The following is a 19222-nucleotide window of genomic DNA, read 5'->3' as shown; positions in this document are numbered from 1 at the left end:
CCGGGGGCTTCGGCCCCCGTAGGCCCCGCCTCTGCGCCTGCAGACACCACGGCGAGCACCACCCGGAGGGCGGTCGCTCGCCCTCCCGCTGACAGGCAATTCCCGGCCCCGCAGAGCGCCGGGCAAGGAGAAGTGTTCCGGTGGGTGGCTCGTGCCGCCCACCGGGCTGTTTCGGAGACAACGTCGAGCTGGAGGGATACGCGGATGAGTGAGGGACAACTGGACGGAAAGGTCGCCCTGGTGACCGGTGCCGCGCGCGGGATGGGCGAGGCCATAGCCCGGGAAATGGTCGGCCGCGGCGCGCGGGTCGTGCTCGGGGACGTGCTCGTGGCCGAAGGGGAGAAGGTCGCCGGTGAACTGGGGGACGGCGCCGCGCGCTTCGTGCGCCTCGACGTCACCGACGCCGACTCCTGGTCCCACGCCGTCCGCGTCGCCACCGAGACGTACGGCCGGCTCGACGTCCTCGTCAACAACGCCGCCATCTACACGACCTCGCCCATCGTCAACGAGGACCCGGCCCAGCTGGAGCGGATCCTCAAGGTCGACCTCGTCGGGCCGTTCCTGGGGCTCCAGGCCGTCGTCCCCGCCATGCGGGCGGGGGAGCGGGGCGGAGCCATCGTCAACATCTCGTCCCAGGCCGGGGTCCAGGGCATCTGGGGGCACGGCTCGTACGGCGCCGCGAAGTGGGGGCTGCGCGGGCTGAGCCGGACCGCCGCGCTCGAACTCGGCGGCGACGGGATCCGCGTCAACGCCGTCTTCCCCGGCGCCATCGACACGGCGATGACCGCCCACCTCGGCACCACCGAGCACCCGGCCGCCGCGCTCGGCCGCATCGGCAGGCCCGATGAGGTCGCCCGGCTCGTCGCGTTCCTCGCCTCCGACGACGCCTCCTACCTCACCGGCGCCGAGGTCGCCGCGGACGGCGGCGCGTCGGCGGGACGGATGCCGGTGTTCGCCCAGCGCGGGCGGGGAGAGGACGGCGGGAAGTGACCCCTCCCGGCCGCGGCCCCCGCCCCGACGTGCAGGCACTCATCGACGCCTGCACCGCCAACTTCCCAGCCCTCGGTACCGAGTTCACCGACATCCGCGACGTACGCAGGTACTTCGCGGAGCGCCCCGCCCCGCCGCCGCCCCGGCTCCCCTCTCTGCACCAGGTCGTCGACCAGGACGCCGACGGCGTGCCCGTGCGGGTCTACGAGCCCGGGCGCGAGGGCGGGAACACGCCCGTCGTCGTCTTCTTCCACGGCGGCGGCATGGTGCTCTGCTCGCTCGACTCGCACGACGGCTTCTGCCGTGAACTCGCCGCTGCCACCGGGGTGTTGGTCGTCTCCGTCGACTACCGGCTGGCGCCCGAAAACCCCTTCCCCGCCGCCCCCGAGGACGCGTACACCGCGCTCCTGTGGGCCGCGAAGACCCACCCGGACCGGCCCCTCGTCGTCGCGGGCGACAGCGCGGGCGGCACGCTCGCCGCGGTCACCGCGCTGCTCGCCCGGGAGCGCGGCGGGCCCGCCCTCGCCGCCCAGCACCTGTACTACCCGATGCTGGACCCGGCCCGGGACTCGGCCTCGTACGAGGAGAACGCGCACGGGTACTTCGTCACCGCCGACCATCTGCGCTGGTACTGGCAGCAATACCTGACCCGCCCCGAGGACGCCCGCGACCTCCGTGCCACTCCGCTCGCGGCGGCACGATTCGACGGCCTGCCGCCCGCGTTCGTCGTCACCGCCGGGCTCGACCCGCTGCGCGACGAGGGCCGGCGGTACGCGGAACTCCTGACCGCGGCGGGGGTGCCCACGCGGTACCACTGCTACGACGAGGCGTTCCACGGCTTCATGACGATGGGCGGCCGGGTCGCGCTGCCCGAGGCGAAGGCGGCCTGTGCCGCCGCCTTCGCCGACCTGGCGGACCTCACCCGCTGAGCAGCTCGAACCCCTGGTACCCGGCCGCCGCGACCTTCTCGATGATGTCGCCGTACACCCCGAAGCCGCCGACGAACGGCATGAACACTCGTGGCTTTCCCGGGATGTTGGCGCCGAGGTACCAGGAGTTGGCCGCCGTCATCAGCGTGCCGTCGGCCCGCTCCCTGCACTCGTCCACCCACGCGTCCACCGCCTCGGCGCGCGCCTCCACGCCCGCGTAGCCGCCCTCGCGCAGATGCCCGAGCAGCCCGGCGATCCAGTCGGTGTGCTGCTCGCCGCAGAGGATCATGTTGGCGAGGACGGACGGCGAGCCGGGGCCCGCGAGGTTGAAGAGGTTCGGGAAGCCGTCCACGCCGAGCCCGAGGTACGTGCGCGGACCCGCCGCCCACGCCTCCTTCAGCGTCCGCCCGCCCCGGCCGGTCACCGAGATCCGGTCGAGGGAGCCGGTCATCGCGTCGAAGCCGGTCGCGTACACGATCACGTCGAGTTCGGTGAGCGTGCCGTCCGCGAGGCGGATGCCGGCCGCCTCGACCCGCTCGATCGGGTTCGCCCGCAGGTTCACCAGGTGCACGTTGTCGCGGTTGTACGTCGCGAAGTAGCCGTCGTCCGTGACGATCCGTTTGGTGCCGATGGGGTGGTCGGCGGGGATGAGCTGCTCGGCGACCGCCGGGTCCGCGATCTCCGCGCGCACCTTCTCCTCCCAGAACCGGCGCGCCTCGTCGTTCGCCGCGCGGTCGGTGAGCTGGTCGGGGAACGTCTTCGAGTACAGGACGCCGCCCAGCTCCCAGCGCTTCTCGAAGGCCTCGCGGCGCTCGTCGGGCGAGGCCTCCAGCGTCTTCAGCGGATGCGCCATGTGCGGCGAGCCGCCCCCGGAGAGGCGGGCGAGGCGGCGCCGCTCGGCGTAGTCCGCCTTCTGCGCGGCCCGGTCCGCGTCGCTCAGCGGCTTGTTCCCCGCCGGGATCGAGTAGTTGGCGCTGCGCTGAAACACCGTCAACTGCGCGGCCTGGCGGGCGATCTCCGGGATCGACTGGATGCCGGACGAGCCCGTGCCGATGACGCCGACCCGCAGCCCCGTGAAGTCCACGCCCTCGTGCGGCCATTCGCCCGTGTGGTACGAGGCCCCGGCGAAGTCGGCGATGCCCTCGATCTCGGGCAGGTGGGTGGAGGACAGGCAGCCGACGCCGAACAGCACGTACCGTGCCTCGACCTCCCGGCCGCCGTCCGTGCGCACCGTCCAGCGCAGCCGCTCCTCGTCCAGCTCGGCGGAGACCACGGACGTTCGGAAGGTGAAGTGCCGCCGCAGGTCGTGGCGTTCGGCGACGTGCTCGACGTAGCGCAGGATCTCGGGCTGCGTCGCGTACTTCTCCGACCAGTCCCACTCCTGCTCCAGGTCCTTGTCGAAGGAGTACGAGTAGTCGACGGACTCCACGTCGCAGCGGGCGCCCGGGTACCGGTTCCAGTACCAGACCCCGCCGACGTCCGCGCCCCGCTCGAACCCGGCGACGCTCAGGCCGAGTTCACGCATCCGGTACGCGGCGTAGAGGCCGGAGAATCCGGCGCCGACGATGACGACATCCACCTGCTCGGGCATGGGGGTCCTTAGGGGTTGTGGGTGGTCAGGCGAGGGCCAGGCGCCCGCGGTGCCAGGCGGGGGAGCCGAGCAGCCGGGCCGTGGAGTGGGCGCGCTTGAAGAAGCGGTGGGCGGGGTGCTCCCAGGTGATGGCGATGCCGCCGTGCAGCTGGATCGCCTCGCCCGCGACGCGCTCGTACGTCTCGCAGCACACGGCCTTCGCGGCCCCGGCGGGTACGTCGCCGTGCGCGGCGGCGAGCAGCAGCGAGCGGGCCGACTCCAGCTCCGTGAACAGATCGGCGAGGCGGTGCTTGACCGCCTGGAACGAGCCGATGGCCCGGCCGAACTGCTCCCGCTCCTTCGCGTACCGCAGCGTCAGCTCGAAGACCGCCGCCGCGCCGCCCACCGCGTCGGCCGCGAGCACGAGGGCGCCGGCTTCCAGGGCCTCGGCCAACACGCGTTCCGCGTCACCGAGTTCACCCACCGGCTCGGCCGGGGTGCGGAGCAGGTCCAGGCGCCACTGCGGCCGGGTCCCGTCCATCACGGGCACGGCCGGGACACGTACGTCGTCCGCCGTCGCCGGCACGTGGAACAGGCTCGGGCCGTGCCGCTCCGTCCGCGCCACCACCAGGAAGTCGTCGCCGCACGCGAGCAGGTGCTCCTTCGCCCCGGACAGGCGCCAGGCGCCCCGGTCGAGGGTCGCGTGCGTGCGGGTGCGGCCCGGGTCCCAGCCCGCGCCGCCGTCCTCGGCCCACGCGAGGGACGCCGTCCGCGCCCCCTCCGCGAGCCCCGGGAGCAGCCGCGCACACGCCCCGCCGTCCCCGCTCGCCGCCAGCGCCCGCGGCACGAGCACCGCGCTGTCCAGGAACGGCACGGGGCTCAGTACCCGGCCCAACTCCTCACCGACGACCGCGAGTTCGCCGAACCCCGCGCCGAAGCCCCCGTACTCCTCGGGGATCGCGAGCCCCGCCACCCCGACCTGCCCGGCCAGCGGCGCCCAGGCCGCCGCGCCCTCATGGGCGGCGAGCACCTGACGCACCGCCGACCGCAACTCCTCCTGCTCCCTGCTGTACCCGGTCATCCGGCGTGCCCCTCCTGTGGGAACTCGGTCACGCCGGGGAGGCTCGCAGAGCCGCCGCCACCCGGTCAGCCGCGGCTTCCCGCTCACCGGGAACACGCCGTCGCCCCGGCCCTCGCGCGCCGCCTACGGTCACCGCACCCGAGCAACCCAGCAGCGAGGAGCGGGCCCGATGCTCACGGAAGCCGAGCGGCGCAAGGCCGCAGAGGCACTGGCCGCGGCGGAGTCCGCGCGCTCGCCGATCCGTCCGTTGACCGAGACCTTCGACGGCATCACCGCCGTCGACGCCTACGAGATCCAGCTCATCGGCATCAGGGACCGCCTGGCCGCGGGCGAGACCGTCCGCGGCCACAAGGTCGGCCTGTCGTCGCCCGTGATGCAGCGGATGATGGGTGTCGACGAACCCGACTACGGCCACCTCCTGTCCACGATGGAGCTGGCCGAGGACATCCCGGTGCCGGTCGGCCGGTACTGCGCGCCGCGCGTCGAGGTCGAGATCGGCTTCGTACTGGGCGCCGCGCTGCCCGGCGAGGAGTGCACCGCCGCCGACGTCCGCGCCGCCACCGAACGCGTCGTACCCGCCCTGGAGTTGATCGACTCCCGGGTCGCGGACTGGCGCATCGCCATCGCCGACACCATCGCCGACAACGCCTCGTCGGCCGGGTACGTGACCGGCGCCGGCCGGCCGATCGGGGACCTCGACCTCAAGGACGTGGAGGCGCACCTCAGCGACGACACCGGCGCGGCGCTCGCCTCCGGGCGCGGCGACGCCGTGCTCGGCGACCCCGCCGAGTCCGTCGCCTGGCTCGCCCGCACGGTCGCCCGGTTCGGGGTGCGCCTGGAGGCCGGACACCTGATCCTGCCCGGCTCGTGCACGCGGGCCGTCGACGTCGCGCCGGGCCGCACGTACACCGCCGACTTCACCGGGCTCGGCCCGGTGTCCCTGACCTTCTCGTAGCTAAGGACTCTGATGACGAAGAAGGCGACCGCCGCCATCGTCGGCTCCGGCAACATCGGAACCGACCTCCTCTACAAACTCCTGCGCTCCGAGCACATCGAGCCGCGCTGGATGGTCGGCGTCGACCCGGCCAGCGAGGGCCTCGCCAAGGCACGCGCCGCCGGGCTCGACGCCACCCACGAGGGCGTCGACCGGCTCCTCGCGCGGGACGAACTCCCCGACCTCGTCTTCGAGGCGACCAGCGCGTACGTGCACGCGGCCAACGCGCCCCGCTACAAGGAAGCCGGCATCAGGGCGATCGACCTGACCCCGGCCGCCGTCGGCCCCGGTGTCGTGCCGCCCGCCAATCTCACGGCCCACCTCGCCGCCGACAACGTCAACATGGTCACCTGCGGCGGCCAGGCCACCATCCCCATGGTGTACGCGGTGTCCCGGGTCGTCCCGGTGCAGTACGCGGAGATCGTGGCGTCCGTCGCCTCCGTCTCCGCCGGGCCCGGCACCCGGCAGAACATCGACGAGTTCACCCGCACCACCTCGCGCGGCATCGAGGACATCGGCGGCGCCGAGCGCGGCAAGGCGATCATCATCCTCAACCCGGCGGAGCCGCCCGTCATCATGCGCGACACCGTCTTCTGCGCCATCCCCGAGGACGCCGACCACGACGCGATCACCCGCAGCGTCCACGAGGTCGCCGCGCAGGTCGCCGCGTACGTGCCCGGCTACCGGCTGCGCGCGGAGCCGCAGTTCGACGTGGCCCGCCCGGAGAACGGCGGCATGGCCCGCGTCGCCCTGTTCCTGGAGGTCGAGGGCGCGGGCGACTTCCTGCCGCCGTACGCAGGAAACCTCGACATCATGACCGCCGCCGCGACCAAGGTCGGCGAGGAGTTCGCGAAGCAGCAGCTGAAGGGGATCAACAAGTGACCATCGAACGCCCCTACTCGGCCGACCTCGACATCCGCGTCACCGACTCCTTCTGCCGCGACGGCTCGCACGCCCACCGCCACCAGTTCACCACCGACCAGGTGCGCACCGTCGTCGGCGCCCTCGACGCGGCCGGAGTCCCCGTCATCGAGGTCACCCACGGCGACGGACTCGGCGGCTCGTCCTTCAACTACGGCTTCTCGCACACCCCCGAGCAGGAGCTGATCAAGACGGCCGTCGACACGGCCACCCGCGCGAAGATCGCCTTCCTGATGCTGCCGGGCCTCGGCACCAAGGACGACATCCGCGAGGCGCAGGGCAACGGCGCCTCCGTCTGCCGCGTCGCCACCCACTGCACCGAGGCCGACGTCTCCGAGCAGCACTTCCAGCTCGCCCGAGAGATGGGCCTGGAGACCGTCGGCTTCCTGATGATGGCCCACTCCACCACCCCGGAGACCCTCGCGAAGCAGGCCCGGATCATGGCCGACGCGGGCTGCCAGTGCGTGTACGTCGTCGACTCCGCGGGCGCGCTCCTCATGGACGGCGTCACCGACCGCGTCTCCGCGCTCGTCGCCGAACTCGGCGACGACGCGCAGGTCGGCTTCCACGGCCACGAGAACCTGGGCCTCGGCGTCGGCAACTCCATCGCCGCCGTCCGCGCGGGCGCCCGCCAGATCGACGCCTCCACCCGCCGGTTCGGCGCGGGCGCGGGCAACACCCCGACCGAGGCCTGGGCGGCGGTCGCCGAACGCTCCGGCTGGCGCACCGGCATCGACGTCCTGCAGATCATCGACGCCGCCGAGGACGAGATGCGCCCGATCATGGCCGACGAGTGCCTCCTCGACCGCAACTCCCTGCTGATCGGCTACGCCGGCCTCTACTCCTCGTTCCTCAAGCACGCCGAACGCCAGGCCGCCCACTACGGGGTCAGCGCCACCGACATCCTCCTGGAGGCCGGCCGCCGCGGGCTCGTCGGCGGCCAGGAGGACCAGCTCATCGACATCGCCGTCGCTCTCTCGGTTCCTTCACAGAAAGCCTGATGCCGCCATGACGACCACCCAGGACGTACGTGTCATCGACACCGGCGCCGCCCCCACCCGCTTCGCCCGCGGCTGGCACTGCATCGGTCTCGCCGCCGACTTCCGCGACGGAAAGCCGCACGAGGTCGAGGCGTTCGGCACCACCCTCGTCGTCTTCGAAGGCGCCGAGGACCACCAACTGCACGTCCTCAACGCGTTCTGCCCGCACATGGGCGGCAACCTCGCCCACGGCACCGTCAAGGGCGACACCCTCGCCTGCCCCTTCCACGACTGGCGCTGGGGCGGCAACGGCCGCTGCCGCGAGATCCCCTACGCCCGCCGCGTCCCGCCGCGCGCCAAGACCCGCACCTGGCACGCCCTGGAGCGCAACAAGCAGCTCTTCGTCTGGCACGACCCCGAGGGCAACCCGCCCCCGGCCGACCAGGACATCCCCGAACTCGCCGGAATCCACGGCCCGTCCGAGGAGACCGACCTCTGGTCCGACTGGCAGTGGAACGCCGTCACCATCGACACCAACTGCCGCGAGATCGTCGACAACGTCGTCGACATGGCGCACTTCTACTACGTGCACTACTCGTTCCCGGTGTTCTTCAAGAACGTCTTCGAGGGCCACGTCGCCACCCAGTACATGAAGTCCGAGCCGCGCCCCGACGTCGACCTCGGCACCCTCTCCGCCTCCGGCGGACTGCGCTCCGAGGCCTCCTACTTCGGTCCCTCGTACATGATCGACTGGCTGTACGCGGAGGTGGCGCCGGGCACCGAGATGGAGACCGTCCTCATCAACTGCCACTACCCGGTCGGCCCCGACAGGTTCGTCCTCATGTACGGCGCCATGGTCAAGAAGCTGCCCGGCATGAGCGACGAGGAGGCCACCGAGGCCGCCCGCGTCACCAGCGAGGGCCTCGCCGTCGGCTTCGAGCAGGACGTCGAGATCTGGAGGAACAAGACCCGCATCGACAACCCGCTCCTCACCGAGGAGGACGGTCCTGTCTACCAACTGCGGCGCTGGTACGAGCAGTTCTACGTCGACGTCGCCGACGTCAAGGAGGAGATGACGGACCGCTTCGAGTTCGAGCTCGACACCCGGCACGCCAACGACAACTGGCGCGCCGAGGGCGAGCAGAACCTCAAGGCCGGCGGCGTCACCTCGTACATCAGCGGAGGCGGGGCATGACCCCCGTCGGCTGCGGCGCCTGCGGCGGCCAGGTGCTCTGCGAGAAGTACAGCCCGTACCACCTGCAGATCCAGTGGACGCGCGCCGCGTCGGCCGGCTGCCCGCGCCTCGGCGCGCAGGGCTGTCCTCAGCTGCGCGCGTCCATCGACCGGGCCGTCGACGAGGGGCGTCTGGAGGTGACCCGGCGTGACCAGCGCTGACCTGGCCGAACCGGTCACGGGCAGGCTCACCCTGCGGGTGGCGGAGGTCGTACGGGAGACCGCCGACGCCGTCTCCCTCGTCCTCGACGCCCCCGAACTCCCCTACCTGCCCGGCCAGTTCCTCACCCTGCGGATCCCCGGCGGCGGCGCCCGCTGCTACTCCCTCGCCTCCTCCCCGTACACCGGGGAGCCGCCCCGCGTCACCGTGAAGAAGGTGCCCGGCGGGGCGGGCTCCGGGTGGGTGTGCGACGAGGTGCGGCCCGGCGACGCACTGGAGTGCCTGCCGCCCGCAGGGACCTTCACGCCCGCGTCCCTCGACGAGGACGTGCTGCTGCTCGCGGGCGGCAGCGGCATCACCCCGTGCCTGTCCATCGCCCGCTCCGTGCTCGCCGCGGGCACCGGCACGGTCACCCTCGTCTACGCCAACCGCGACCAGGACTCCGTGATCTACCGGGACGCGCTGTGGGGCCTGGCGGAGGAGCACCCCGGCCGGTTCGCGGTCGTCCACTGGCTGGAGGCCCTCCAGGGTCTGCCCACCCGGGCCGCGCTCGGCGCGCTCCTCACCCCGCTCGCGACCGGCCGCACCGCCTATCTGTGCGGGCCGCAGCCCCTGATGGACGGGGCCGAGGACGTGCTGCGCGAGGCGGGCGCGACCGCCGTGCACCGGGAGCGGTACTTCTCCCTGTCCGGCGACGTGTTCGAGGCGCCCGCCCCCGTGGGATCCACGGTGACGGTCACCGCCGAGCTGTACGGGCGGACCCACGAGGCGTCCGGCGACGAGCGGACCCCGCTCCTCGACGCCCTTCTCGCGGCGGGCGTCCCGGCCCCGTACTCCTGCCGCGAGGGCGCCTGCGCGGCCTGTACGTGCCGGGTGGTGGAGGGCACGGTGACCCTGCGGCACAACGAGGTGCTCGACGCCGAGGACCTCGCGGAGGGCTACACCCTCGCCTGCCAGGCACTGCCGACGACGGGACGAGTGCGGGTCGAGTACTGACGAAGGTCCCGGCCGCAGCCCTGCCGAACGGCCGCATGCTGGAGGCAGACAGATCATCCTTCTCAACGAAGAGCTGGAGGGCCACATGTCCACGATCGCCGTCACCGGAGCCGGTTCCGGCATGGGCGCCACACTCACCGGGCGGCTGCGCGCCCAGGGCCACACGGTCATCGGCGTCGACCTCAAGAACGCCGACGTCACCGCCGACCTCGGCACGCCCGAGGGCCGCGCGCACGCCGTCGCCGAGATCACCCGGATCAGCGGCGGCAGACTCGAAGGACTGCTGCCCTTCGCCGGGCTCGCGGGCGGCGAGGGCCGCCCGTCGAGCCTGCTGGTGTCCGTCAACTACTTCGGCGCGATACGCCTGTTGGAGGGCCTGCGCCCGGCGCTCGCCGCCGCCGGCACGTCGTCGGTCGTCCTCGCCTCCTCCAACTCGACGACCACGCAGCCCGACTGGCCGGAACGCGTCGCCCAGGCCTGTCTCGCGGGCGACGAGGCCGAGGCCCGCCGCATCGCCGACGAGGCGGGCGCGGGCGACGGCGGCCTCGGCGCCTACCCCGCCACGAAGGCCGCCCTCGCTTGGTACGCCCGCACCCGCGCCGCCGACTTCCAGGCCGACGGCATTCGCCTGAACGCGGTCGCGCCCGGCTACATCGACACCCCGATGACCCGCGCCGCCGCGGAGGACCCGGCGACCGCCGAGGGCATCCGCCAGTTCCTCGCCTCGATCCCGGCGGGCCGGGCGGGCAGGGCCGAGGAGATCGCCGAACTCGTCGAGTTCCTGCTCTCCCCGAAGTCCTCGTACTGCGTCGGCTCCGTCTTCTTCGCGGACGGCGGCCTCGACGCACGCCTGCGCGGCACGGACTGGCCGAAGGCGTGGCACCCGGGCGCGTAGGACCCCCGCGTCACATCCAGGAGTCGGACCGCACCCACCCCAGCAGATTGGGGATGGTGCGGTTCACCGCCGCGTCCTGCGGCGTCACGTCCGGGGCGGGCGCGTGCCGTGCCGCCCGCCCGGGACCGTTCAGATCCCGCCAGATCGCCCGCGCCGCCCCCTGCAGCAGCGGCGCCGCCAGCTCCAGCGGCCGCAGCCCGCTCAGCGAGCCCAGCGACACGGCGGCCACCGCCCGGCCCGCGCCGCGCAACGGCACCGCCGAGCACACCAGGCCGGAGAACGTCTCCCCGCGGTCGTACGCGATCTGCGCCGTGCGCACCCGCGACAGCTCCGAGCAGAACACGTCGGGCCGCGTCACCGTGCGATGCGTGCGCGGCCGCAGGCCCGCCGCGACCACCCGCTCGATGTCGTCCTTGTCGCCGAACGCCAGGATCGCCTTGCCCGCGGCCGTCGCGTGCGCGGGCAGCCGCGCCCCGATCCGCACCGGGTACGCCCGGTCCGTCGCGTCCCCCACGGACTGCGGCAACGACCCCGCCCGCTCCAGGCACACGACATCGGTCACTCCGTCGAGCACATACAGCTGCACGAGCTTTCCCGTGGCCTCGTGCAGCGCGTCCAGATGCGGGATCGCCGCGCGGATCAGCCGGTTGTGGTGCGCGGCGAGCCCACCGTGCTCCAGCATCCGCAGCCCGAGCCGGTAGTCCCGCCCCTCCCGGTCCAGCCAGCGAAGCTTCACCAACTGGTCGAGGATCCGGTGCGCGGACGACCGCGAGAGCCCCGAACGCTGGATGATCTCGGTCAGCGACAGCCGGCCGCGCCCGCCGTCGAAGGCCGCGAGGACCTTCTCCGCCTTCTCCAGAAGAGACAGCGGAGCACCTGCCTCCAGGGCCGTTTCAAGCACAGCACACCCCCGTGAAATGGGCACGGACCGCTTCATCGCTGAGTGGACCTTGCCACGGCGGGGCTGGGTAATCCAGCCCCTGCGGCGATTGAGCAGCGGGGTCCGGGGCAGCGCCCCGCGACGTAGGAGGAACCTCCCTTCCCACTCACCGGGAACCTCACCTGTCCACCCCCGGGCGACCCCACTTAACGTCGCCGCCATGACCGACCCCACCACCACAAACGTCCTCGCCTCGGTCCGCGCCCTCCTGCCCGCCATCGCGGAGCGCGCCGCGGAGGCCGAAGAGCTGCGCAAGGTCCCCGAGGCCACCGTCAAGGAACTCACGGCGACCGGCTTCTTCCGCCTCCTCCAGCCCAAGCGCTACGGCGGGTACGCCGCCGACCCCACCGTCTTCTACGACGCCGTCAAGGAGATCGCCCAGGCCTGCGGCTCCACCGGCTGGGTCGCCTCCGTCGTCGGCGTCCACCCCTGGCACGTGGGCCTCTACGAGAAGCGCGCGCAGGACGAGGTGTGGGGCGAGAACGGCGAGCGCGCCGACACCCGCATCTCCTCCTCGTACGCCCCCACCGGCAAGGTCACCCCCGTCGACGGCGGCTTCCGGCTCTCGGGCCGCTGGCACTTCTCGTCCGGCTGCGACCACGCCACGTGGGTCATCCTCGGCGCGCTCGTGCCCGACGCCGACGGCAACCTCGTCGACATGCGCTCGTTCCTGCTGCCGAGCACCGACTACGAGATCAAGGACGTGTGGGACACCGTCGGCCTGCGCGGCACCGGCTCCAACGACATCGTCGTCGAGGACGTCTTCGTCCCCGAGCACCGCGCCCTCTCCTTCGGCCCGGTCACCGCCCTCACCCCGCCCGGCGCCGAGGTCAACCCCGAACCGCTGTACCGGCTCCCGTACGCCAGCGTCTTCACCACCACCATCTCCACCCCGATCGTCGGCATCGCGCAGGGCGCCTGGAACGGCTTCGTCGCCGCGACCCGCGAGCGCATCCGCGTGTCGTACGGGCAGAAGGTCGCCGAGGACCCGTTCGCGCAGATCCGCCTCGCCCGCGCCGCGAGCGACATCGACGCCGCCTGGCGGCAGCTGCGCGGCAACATCGCCGAGATGTACGAACTCGCCTGCGCGGGCGCCCCGTTGACGATGGAGCTGCGCGCCCGCGCCCGCCGCGACCAGGTCCTCGCCACCGAGCGCGCCGCGGCCGCCGTCGACCTGCTGATGGAGAACGCGGGCGGCAACGCGATGCGCACGGGCGCGGGCCCCGCCGGCGTCCAGCGCGCCTGGCGCGACGTCCACACCGGTCGCGGCCACGCCGCCAACGACCCCGAGCGGGCCCTGCTCATCTACGGCCAGGACGCCCTCGGCCTGGAGATCCAGGACGTGATGCTGTGACGGCACCGACGGAACACGACACCCGCCGCACGGTGAAGGTGGGCGGCATCCAGCTTGCCTACCACGAGGCAGGACCCTCCGACGGCCCCGCCGTGATCTTCCTGCACGGCGGCGGCCCCGGCGCCAGCGGCTGGTCCAACTTCGGCGCCAACCTGCCGGTCCTCGCCGCGGCGGGCTTCCGCACGATCCTCCTCGACCAGGTCTGCTTCGGCGCCAGCGACAAGCCCGAGCTGGACGCCGACTACTGGACGGCCTCCGCCCGCTTCACGGTCGCCTTCATGGACGAACTCGGCATCGAGCGGGCCGACTTCGTGGGCAACTCGCTCGGCGGCGGCACCGCGGCCCGCCTCGCCCTCGACTTCCCCGACCGCGCCCGCAAGCTCCTCCTCATGGGCCCCGGCGGCATCTTCCTGAACCTCTTCCACGCCGACCCCACCGAGGGCATCCGGCAGCTCTTCGAGTTCAACGCCGCCGCCGAGCCGACCCGCGAGCAGATGCGGGCGTTCCTGACCACGCTCGCGTACGACAGGTCGATCGTCACCGACGCCTTCGTCGAGGAGCGCTACCAGCGTGCCATCGACCCCGACGTCCGCCTCGGCACCGCCCGCATGGGCGCCTCCTTCGCCAACCCGGAGTGGGCCGAGCGCACCCAGATCTGGCGCGACGCCGGAAGGATCCACCACGAGACGCTCCTGACCTGGGGCCGCGAGGACCGCGTCAACCCGATCGACGGCGCGTTCGTAGCCCTCAAGACGATGCCCAACGCCCGCCTGCACGTCTTCCCGAAGTGCGGCCACTGGGCGCAGACCGAGAAGGCCGACGAGTTCAACCGTCTCGCGATCGACTTCTTCACCCACTGACGTATCAACTTGCCGACCTCATACGGGAGTTACGGATGGACATCCGCGCACTCGGCTATCTGCGCATCGAGACGGCCGACCTCGCCGCCTGGCGCACCTACGTCCTCGACATCCTCGGCATGACCGAGGCCCAGGGCAGCAGGGAAGAGCAGCTCAACGTCCGCATCGACGACCGCATCCACCGCTTCCAGTTCGTCACCGGCACCCAGGACCGGCTTGCGGCGGCCGGCTTCGAGGTCGCCAACGCCCGCGAACTCGCGCTTGCGGCTCAGGAGTTGGAGGCCGCGGGGCACGCCGTGAAGCAGGCCGACGCCGCCACCCTCGCCGACCGCCGCGTCCAGGGCCTGATCCACGTCAGCGACCCGGCGGGCAACCCCCTGGAGATCTACTGGGGCCAGGCCCAGGACCACACCCCGCTCGCCACGCCCTACGGCAACCGCTTCGTCACCGGCACCGACAAGAAGGCCGGCGCGGGCGACCTCGGCCTCGGCCACGTCGTCCTCCCCGCCGTCGAGATCGAGGAGGCCGTCGACTTCTACGAGAACCTCCTCGGCTTCCAGCTCCGCGACTCCATGCAGCTCCCGCCGGTCGCCGTCCCCACCGGCAAACCGGGCCAGGACATGTACCGGATGTACTTCCTCTCCCCGAACCGCCGCCACCACAGCCTCGGCCTCTACCCGGGCGCCCTGCCGCCCGGCATCGTCCACTTCATGGTCGAGCTGGAGGAACTGGACGACGTCGGCTACGGCCTCGACCGCATGAAGAAGGCCGGCTACCCCATCGCCTCGTCCCTCGGGCGGCACTCCAACGACCACATGGTGTCCTTCTACGCCCAGGCGCCCGGCGGCTTCCAGGTCGAGTACGGCTGGGACGGCCTCGTCGTCGACCCGGGGACCTGGGTGACCAAGGAGATCACCGCCGACTCCCTGTGGGGCCACGAGTGGAACGGCTGAGCACGTTGGAGGCCGTGGACGCGGGGGAGTACCGGGACACCCTGTCCCGGTTCGCCTCCGGCGTCACCGTCGTCGCCGGCCTCGACGAGGCCGGCGCCCCGGCGGGCCTCGCCTGCCAGTCCTTCACCTCCCTCTCCCTCGACCCGCCCCTCGTCCTCGTCTGCGTCGCCCGTACGTCGACGAGCTGGGCCCGGATCGCCCCCACCGGCCGCTTCGGGATCTCGGTGCTCGCCGAGGACCAGCGCACCCTGTGCCGCACGCTCGGCTCCCGCGCCCCCGACAAGTTCGCCGGCCTCGACTGGCACACCGGGCGGGACGGCGGCAGCGTCCTGATCGACGGCGCCCTCGCCCACCTGGAATGCGAGCTCGAACGCACGGTCGACGGCGGCGACCACGAGATCGTCATCGGCCGCGTCGCCGCGCTCACCACCCCGCGCGCCGACGGCCGCCCGCTCCTCTTCTTCCGCTCCGCCTTCGGCACCGGCCGCTTCGGCACGGACCAGGAAACCGTGGACCTCTTCGCCCAGTGGCTGTGACGCCCGGGACAATGGCCCCGTGCCTACGAAGAAGAAGTCCCAGTCGACGAACGCCGCGCCCGAACGGCGCGGCGAACTCCTGCGCACCGCCGCCGAGGTCTTCGCCGAGCAGGGCTACAACGCCACGACCGTCCGCAAGATCGCCGACCACGCGGGCATGCTCGCCGGCAGCCTCTACTACCACTTCGACTCCAAGGAATCGATGCTGGAGGAGATCCTGCGGACCTTCCTCGACGAGCTGTGGTCCGGTTACGACACCGTGCTCGACGACGAGCTCGGACCCAGGGAGACCCTGGAGGCGCTGGTCACCGAGTCCTTCCGGGAGATCGACCGGCACCGCGCCGCCGTCGCCATCTACCAGCGGGAGTCCCAGCAGCTCGTCGCGCAGGAACGCTTCGGGTTCCTCGCCGAATCGCAGCGCAGGTTCGAGAAGACCTGGCTGACCACCCTGGAGCGCGGCGTCGACGAACACGTGTTCCGCGCCGACCTCGACATCCGCCTCACCTACCGCTTCGTGCGCGACACGGTCTGGGTGGCGGCCTCCTGGTACCGCCCGGGAGGGCGGCACAGCCCCGAGGAGATCGCGCGCCAATATCTGTCGATGGTCCTGGACGGGATCGCGGTGCGGTGACGTCCCATGCTAAGGTTCATGACGTTGCAGTTTTGGTACCCATAGACTTTATGTGCGCCTGACGGGAATGTTCCTCAGGCGCATTATTGTTTTTCCCGGGATTATTCCCGGTTCCGGCGTTCATCTGGGCGTTCTGGGAATGGGGGCTGCTACCTGTTCTTAAGGAGAACGACATGGCCACCGGTATCGTTAAGTGGTTCAACTCGGAAAAGGGCTTCGGCTTCATCGAGCAGGACGGCGGCGGCGCCGACGTCTTCGCCCACTACTCCAACATCGCCACCTCGGGCTTCCGTGAGCTCCAGGAGGGCCAGAAGGTCACGTTCGACGTGACGCAGGGCCAGAAGGGCCCGCAGGCGGAGAACATCCTCCCCGCCTGATCTCGCTCGTAGATCACTCGACGCCGCCGGGCTGACCCGGCGAGTGTCGGATCGAGCATCACCGGGCCGGGGCCCGCACCGCTACGGTGCGGGCCCCGGTTCCTGCTGTCCCGTCCCGGAAGGCATCGCCGCATGGCCAGTTCCGCCCGCCCGTCCCGCCGCCCCCGTCCCGCAGCCGGGCAGCGCCGCGCACCCGAGCAGCGCCGCAGGCAGCAGTCCGCGCCGCCGAGCGAATTCACCATGCCGGAGAACACCTCTCCCGCGCTGCCCGCCGTGGACTCCTTCGCCGAACTCGACATGCCGGCCGTCCTTCTGAAGACGCTGGGTGAGCAGGGCGTCACCGAGCCGTTCCCCATCCAGGCCGCGACGCTCCCCAACTCGCTCGCCGGACGGGACCTCCTCGGCCGCGGCCGCACCGGCTCCGGCAAGACCCTCGCCTTCGGGCTCCCGCTGCTCACCCACACGACCGGCGCCAAGGCCGAGCCGAAGTCCCCTCTCGCGCTCGTCCTCGTCCCCACGCGTGAGCTCGCCCAGCAGGTCACCGACGCCCTCACCCCGTACGCCACCGCGCTGAAGCTGCGCCTCGCGACCGTCGTCGGCGGCATGTCGATCTCCCGGCAGGCCGGCGCGCTGCGCCGCGGCGCCGAGGTCGTCGTCGCGACCCCGGGGCGCCTCAAGGACCTCATCGAGCGCGGCGACTGCGTGCTCGGCTCGGTGCGCACGACGGTCCTCGACGAGGCCGACCAGATGGCCGACATGGGCTTCATGCCGCAGGTCACCGCGCTCCTGAAGCAGGTCGAGCCGGGCGGCCAGACGATGCTGTTCTCCGCGACGCTCGACAAGAACGTCGACCGCCTGGTCAAGCAGTTCCTCAACGACCCGGTGGTCCACTCCGTCGACCCGTCGGCGGGCGCGGTGACGACGATGGAACACCACGTCCTGCACGTCCAGGACGAGACCGACAAGAAGGCAGTCACCGCGCGCATCGCCGCCCGTGACGGCCGCGTCATCCTCTTCGTCGACACGAAGCGCTCCGCGGACCGGCTCGCCAAGCGGCTCCTCGCCACCGGCGTGTACGCGGCGCCGCTGCACGGCGGCCGCAGCCAGCCGCAGCGCAACCGCACCCTCGAGCAGTTCAAGGACGGCCGGGTCACCGCGCTCGTCGCCACGAACGTCGCGGCGCGCGGCATCCACGTCGACGACCTCGACCTCGTCGTCAACGTCGACCCGCCCACCGAGCACAAGGACTACCTGCACCGCGGCGGCCGCACCGCCCGCGCCGGCGAGTCCGGCAGCGTCGTCACGCTGGTCCTGCCCGAGCAGAAGCGCGACGTGCAGCGCCTGATGCGGGACGCGAAGATCAAGCCGCAGACGACGCAGGTCCGCTCCACGGACGAGGAACTGACGACGATCACCGGCGCGCGCGAGCCGTCCGGCGTCGCCGTCGCCATCGCCGTACCGGAGCCGACGGCCCCCGCCGCTTCCACGAAGCCCCGCCGCTCCCGCCGCTCCCGCGGCGCCTCGGGCAACGGCGGCGCCCGCACGGCGACACCCGATGCCCAGCGCACGGGCTCCGGCAACGGCAACCCCCGCCGCCGCTCCGGCTCGGGCAACACGGGCCAGGGCGGCCGCGGCCGAGGCGGCCGGGGGCCGCGTCAGGCGGCGTAACTCCCGGCAGATCAAGCCGGCTTGTGCTTGCGGCGCACGATCTGGAATCAATCGCCGACGGGACCCAAATCAAGCCCCGCCGGCGATTGAGGCGCGGGGTCCGGGGCAGAGCCCCGCGACCTCAGCCCCGCCGCGGCGAAACCAAGGCGGCGGGGCCAAGGTCACCCGCTCACTCCACGAGCCGCCTCCGCAACACCCCCACCACACCCCGGTCCACCCCGAGCCCCTCGGCCACATACCGATCCAGCCCGCCGAACACCCTCCGAACCTGCTCACGCGCCGCGTCCAGGTACTCCATCCGCACCTCCTGGACAGGAATCAGCAACTCCGGACGCTGCATGAGCCCCGCCCGCCACAACCCCTCACGGACCTCCGCATCATGCGCGGCGCGTAACGTGTTCGACGCCAGGTAGTCGCCCACCGCCGCCCGCCGATCCACCCCGAGCAGGCTCAGCAGGACGTACGTCATCCAGCCCGTACGGTCCTTGCCCGACGTGCAGTGGTAGAGCAGCGCACCGCGCCCACCGAACGCCGCATCCCGAAGCGTCTCCCCGAACCGGGCCCGGTTCGCCGCGTCGGTGACGAACATCCGGTACGTGGTGCGCATCGCGGCGGCCGCCTTGCCGTTCCCCAGCGCCTCCTGCTGCACTACCGGGTCCTTGGAACCGATCGCGGCCATCATCCGCTCGTACTGGCCCCCGTCGGAGACGGCCCGCGCGGTCGCCGCGAGGCCCGCGGGCAGCCGGTCGCCGCCGTCGGTGTTCACCTCGAACGGCACCCGGAAGTCGACGACTTCACGCAGCCGCAGCCCGGCGACCCGCGCCACGTCCGCCTCGGTCAGCTCGCTCAGCGCGTCGGCCCGGTACACGAGCCCGTACCGGACCCGGCCGCGGCCCCGTGCGCGGTAGCCGCCGATGTCCCGGACGTTCACCGCTCCCTTGAGGGGGATCTGCCGGATGCCACCGGCGTCCGGCCTTCCCGGTGCCGCCGCCGCGACGGGAGCCGCGGCGAGCGCCGCAGCCGAGCCGAGCGCGGCGCCGAGCGCACGGCGCCGCGAGAGCGCCCCCGCGAACGTGTTACCTGTTCTGTGGTCGTGCCCTGTTCTGTACGTGTGCGGCATACATGAACTCCCTTGTGGATGCGGGCAGTCGTCG

At 72.3% G+C, this 19222-nt stretch carries 20 protein-coding genes; 16 read left to right on the top strand and 4 right to left on the bottom strand.

Annotation, left to right across the window (positions count from 1 at the left end; all coding sequences use genetic code 11):
* Nucleotides 1-204 precede the first annotated feature (204 nt).
* Nucleotides 205-990: an SDR family NAD(P)-dependent oxidoreductase gene (locus ACZ7L4_RS14575; protein ID WP_472102469.1), complete on the top strand. Its 786-nt coding sequence runs from the start codon at nt 205-207 to the stop codon at nt 988-990.
* The gene (locus ACZ7L4_RS14570) at nt 987-1919 is read left to right on the top strand and encodes an alpha/beta hydrolase (protein ID WP_472102467.1); all 933 of its coding nucleotides are present in this window, start codon (nt 987-989) and stop codon (nt 1917-1919) included. The genes ACZ7L4_RS14575 and ACZ7L4_RS14570 overlap by 4 nt, the downstream gene beginning before the upstream one ends.
* On the opposite strand, the gene ACZ7L4_RS14565 is transcribed toward ACZ7L4_RS14570, so the two are convergent.
* Together ACZ7L4_RS14565 and ACZ7L4_RS14560 are read right to left on the bottom strand one after the other, a co-directional pair.
* On the bottom strand, nt 1909-3510 hold the full coding sequence (locus ACZ7L4_RS14565) for a flavin-containing monooxygenase (RefSeq protein ID WP_472102465.1): 1602 nt from the start codon (nt 3508-3510) through the stop codon (nt 1909-1911). The two genes, ACZ7L4_RS14570 and ACZ7L4_RS14565, sit on opposite strands and share 11 nt — an antisense overlap.
* A 25-nt stretch (nt 3511-3535) precedes the next feature.
* The gene (locus ACZ7L4_RS14560) at nt 3536-4570 is read right to left on the bottom strand and encodes an acyl-CoA dehydrogenase family protein (RefSeq protein WP_472102463.1); all 1035 of its coding nucleotides are present in this window, start codon (nt 4568-4570) and stop codon (nt 3536-3538) included.
* A 169-nt stretch (nt 4571-4739) separates the two neighbouring features.
* Here ACZ7L4_RS14560 and ACZ7L4_RS14555 point away from each other — a divergent pair, with 169 nt between their 5' ends.
* From ACZ7L4_RS14555 to ACZ7L4_RS14525, 7 genes are all read left to right on the top strand, one after another.
* Nucleotides 4740-5525, top strand: coding sequence for a 2-keto-4-pentenoate hydratase (locus ACZ7L4_RS14555; protein WP_472102461.1), 786 nt, complete (start codon nt 4740-4742; stop codon nt 5523-5525).
* Nucleotides 5526-5537: 12 nt separating this feature from the next.
* Nucleotides 5538-6446 (top strand): acetaldehyde dehydrogenase (acetylating), encoded by a 909-nt coding sequence (locus ACZ7L4_RS14550; RefSeq protein ID WP_472102459.1) that lies wholly within the window; start codon nt 5538-5540, stop codon nt 6444-6446.
* A gap of 2 nt (nt 6447-6448) precedes the next feature.
* Entirely contained in the window at nt 6449-7486 is a 1038-nt protein-coding gene (dmpG, locus tag ACZ7L4_RS14545) for a 4-hydroxy-2-oxovalerate aldolase (protein WP_472104009.1), read from the top strand.
* Between the two features lie 7 nt (nt 7487-7493).
* Nucleotides 7494-8660, top strand: a complete 1167-nt coding sequence (locus tag ACZ7L4_RS14540; RefSeq protein WP_472102457.1) for a Rieske 2Fe-2S domain-containing protein — start codon at nt 7494-7496, stop codon at nt 8658-8660.
* A complete protein-coding gene (locus ACZ7L4_RS14535) occupies nt 8657-8860 on the top strand; it encodes a hypothetical protein (RefSeq protein WP_472102455.1) in 204 nt (67 codons plus the stop codon). The genes ACZ7L4_RS14540 and ACZ7L4_RS14535 overlap by 4 nt, the downstream gene beginning before the upstream one ends.
* A complete protein-coding gene (locus ACZ7L4_RS14530) occupies nt 8847-9854 on the top strand; it encodes a 2Fe-2S iron-sulfur cluster-binding protein (protein ID WP_472102453.1) in 1008 nt (335 codons plus the stop codon). Before ACZ7L4_RS14535 ends, ACZ7L4_RS14530 begins: the two co-directional genes overlap by 14 nt.
* Nucleotides 9855-9939: 85 nt before the next feature.
* Nucleotides 9940-10749 (top strand): SDR family oxidoreductase, encoded by an 810-nt coding sequence (locus ACZ7L4_RS14525; RefSeq protein ID WP_472102451.1) that lies wholly within the window; start codon nt 9940-9942, stop codon nt 10747-10749.
* Nucleotides 10750-10759: 10 nt separating this feature from the next.
* Here ACZ7L4_RS14525 and ACZ7L4_RS14520 read toward each other — a convergent pair whose 3' ends face one another.
* A complete protein-coding gene (locus ACZ7L4_RS14520) occupies nt 10760-11650 on the bottom strand; it encodes an IclR family transcriptional regulator (RefSeq protein WP_472102449.1) in 891 nt (296 codons plus the stop codon).
* A gap of 199 nt (nt 11651-11849) precedes the next feature.
* Here ACZ7L4_RS14520 and hsaA point away from each other — a divergent pair, with 199 nt between their 5' ends.
* The 7 genes from hsaA to ACZ7L4_RS14485 all read left to right on the top strand — a co-directional run bounded on the left by hsaA (nt 11850) and on the right by ACZ7L4_RS14485 (nt 18068).
* On the top strand, nt 11850-13043 hold the full coding sequence (hsaA, locus tag ACZ7L4_RS14515) for a 3-hydroxy-9,10-secoandrosta-1,3,5(10)-triene-9,17-dione monooxygenase oxygenase subunit (protein ID WP_472102448.1): 1194 nt from the start codon (nt 11850-11852) through the stop codon (nt 13041-13043).
* On the top strand, nt 13040-13903 hold the full coding sequence (gene hsaD, locus ACZ7L4_RS14510; protein WP_472102446.1) for a 4,5:9,10-diseco-3-hydroxy-5,9,17-trioxoandrosta-1(10),2-diene-4-oate hydrolase: 864 nt from the start codon (nt 13040-13042) through the stop codon (nt 13901-13903). Before hsaA ends, hsaD begins: the two co-directional genes overlap by 4 nt.
* A 35-nt stretch (nt 13904-13938) precedes the next feature.
* On the top strand, nt 13939-14856 hold the full coding sequence (locus tag ACZ7L4_RS14505) for a VOC family protein (RefSeq protein ID WP_472102444.1): 918 nt from the start codon (nt 13939-13941) through the stop codon (nt 14854-14856).
* On the top strand, nt 14844-15392 hold the full coding sequence (locus ACZ7L4_RS14500) for a flavin reductase family protein (RefSeq protein ID WP_472102442.1): 549 nt from the start codon (nt 14844-14846) through the stop codon (nt 15390-15392). Before ACZ7L4_RS14505 ends, ACZ7L4_RS14500 begins: the two co-directional genes overlap by 13 nt.
* Nucleotides 15393-15411: 19 nt before the next feature.
* Complete coding sequence (locus tag ACZ7L4_RS14495) at nt 15412-16023, top strand: TetR/AcrR family transcriptional regulator (RefSeq protein WP_472102440.1); 612 nt, start codon at nt 15412-15414, stop codon at nt 16021-16023.
* 173 nt (nt 16024-16196) lie between these two features.
* Nucleotides 16197-16400 (top strand): cold-shock protein, encoded by a 204-nt coding sequence (locus ACZ7L4_RS14490; RefSeq protein ID WP_266720703.1) that lies wholly within the window; start codon nt 16197-16199, stop codon nt 16398-16400.
* Between the two features lie 132 nt (nt 16401-16532).
* Nucleotides 16533-18068 carry a DEAD/DEAH box helicase gene (locus ACZ7L4_RS14485; RefSeq protein ID WP_472102438.1) on the top strand — a complete coding sequence of 512 codons (1536 nt, stop codon included), beginning with the start codon at nt 16533-16535 and terminating at the stop codon, nt 18066-18068.
* A 169-nt stretch (nt 18069-18237) separates the two neighbouring features.
* Here the strand turns inward: ACZ7L4_RS14485 and ACZ7L4_RS14480 are convergent, their stop codons facing one another.
* Nucleotides 18238-19188, bottom strand: coding sequence for a tyrosine-protein phosphatase (locus tag ACZ7L4_RS14480; protein WP_472102436.1), 951 nt, complete (start codon nt 19186-19188; stop codon nt 18238-18240).
* Nucleotides 19189-19222 lie beyond the last annotated feature (34 nt).

The organism is Streptomyces sp. NPDC107575, from assembly GCF_055657265.1.
The sequence above is the reverse complement of the archived record's forward strand: the minus strand, read 5'-3'. Positions and strand labels throughout refer to the sequence as shown.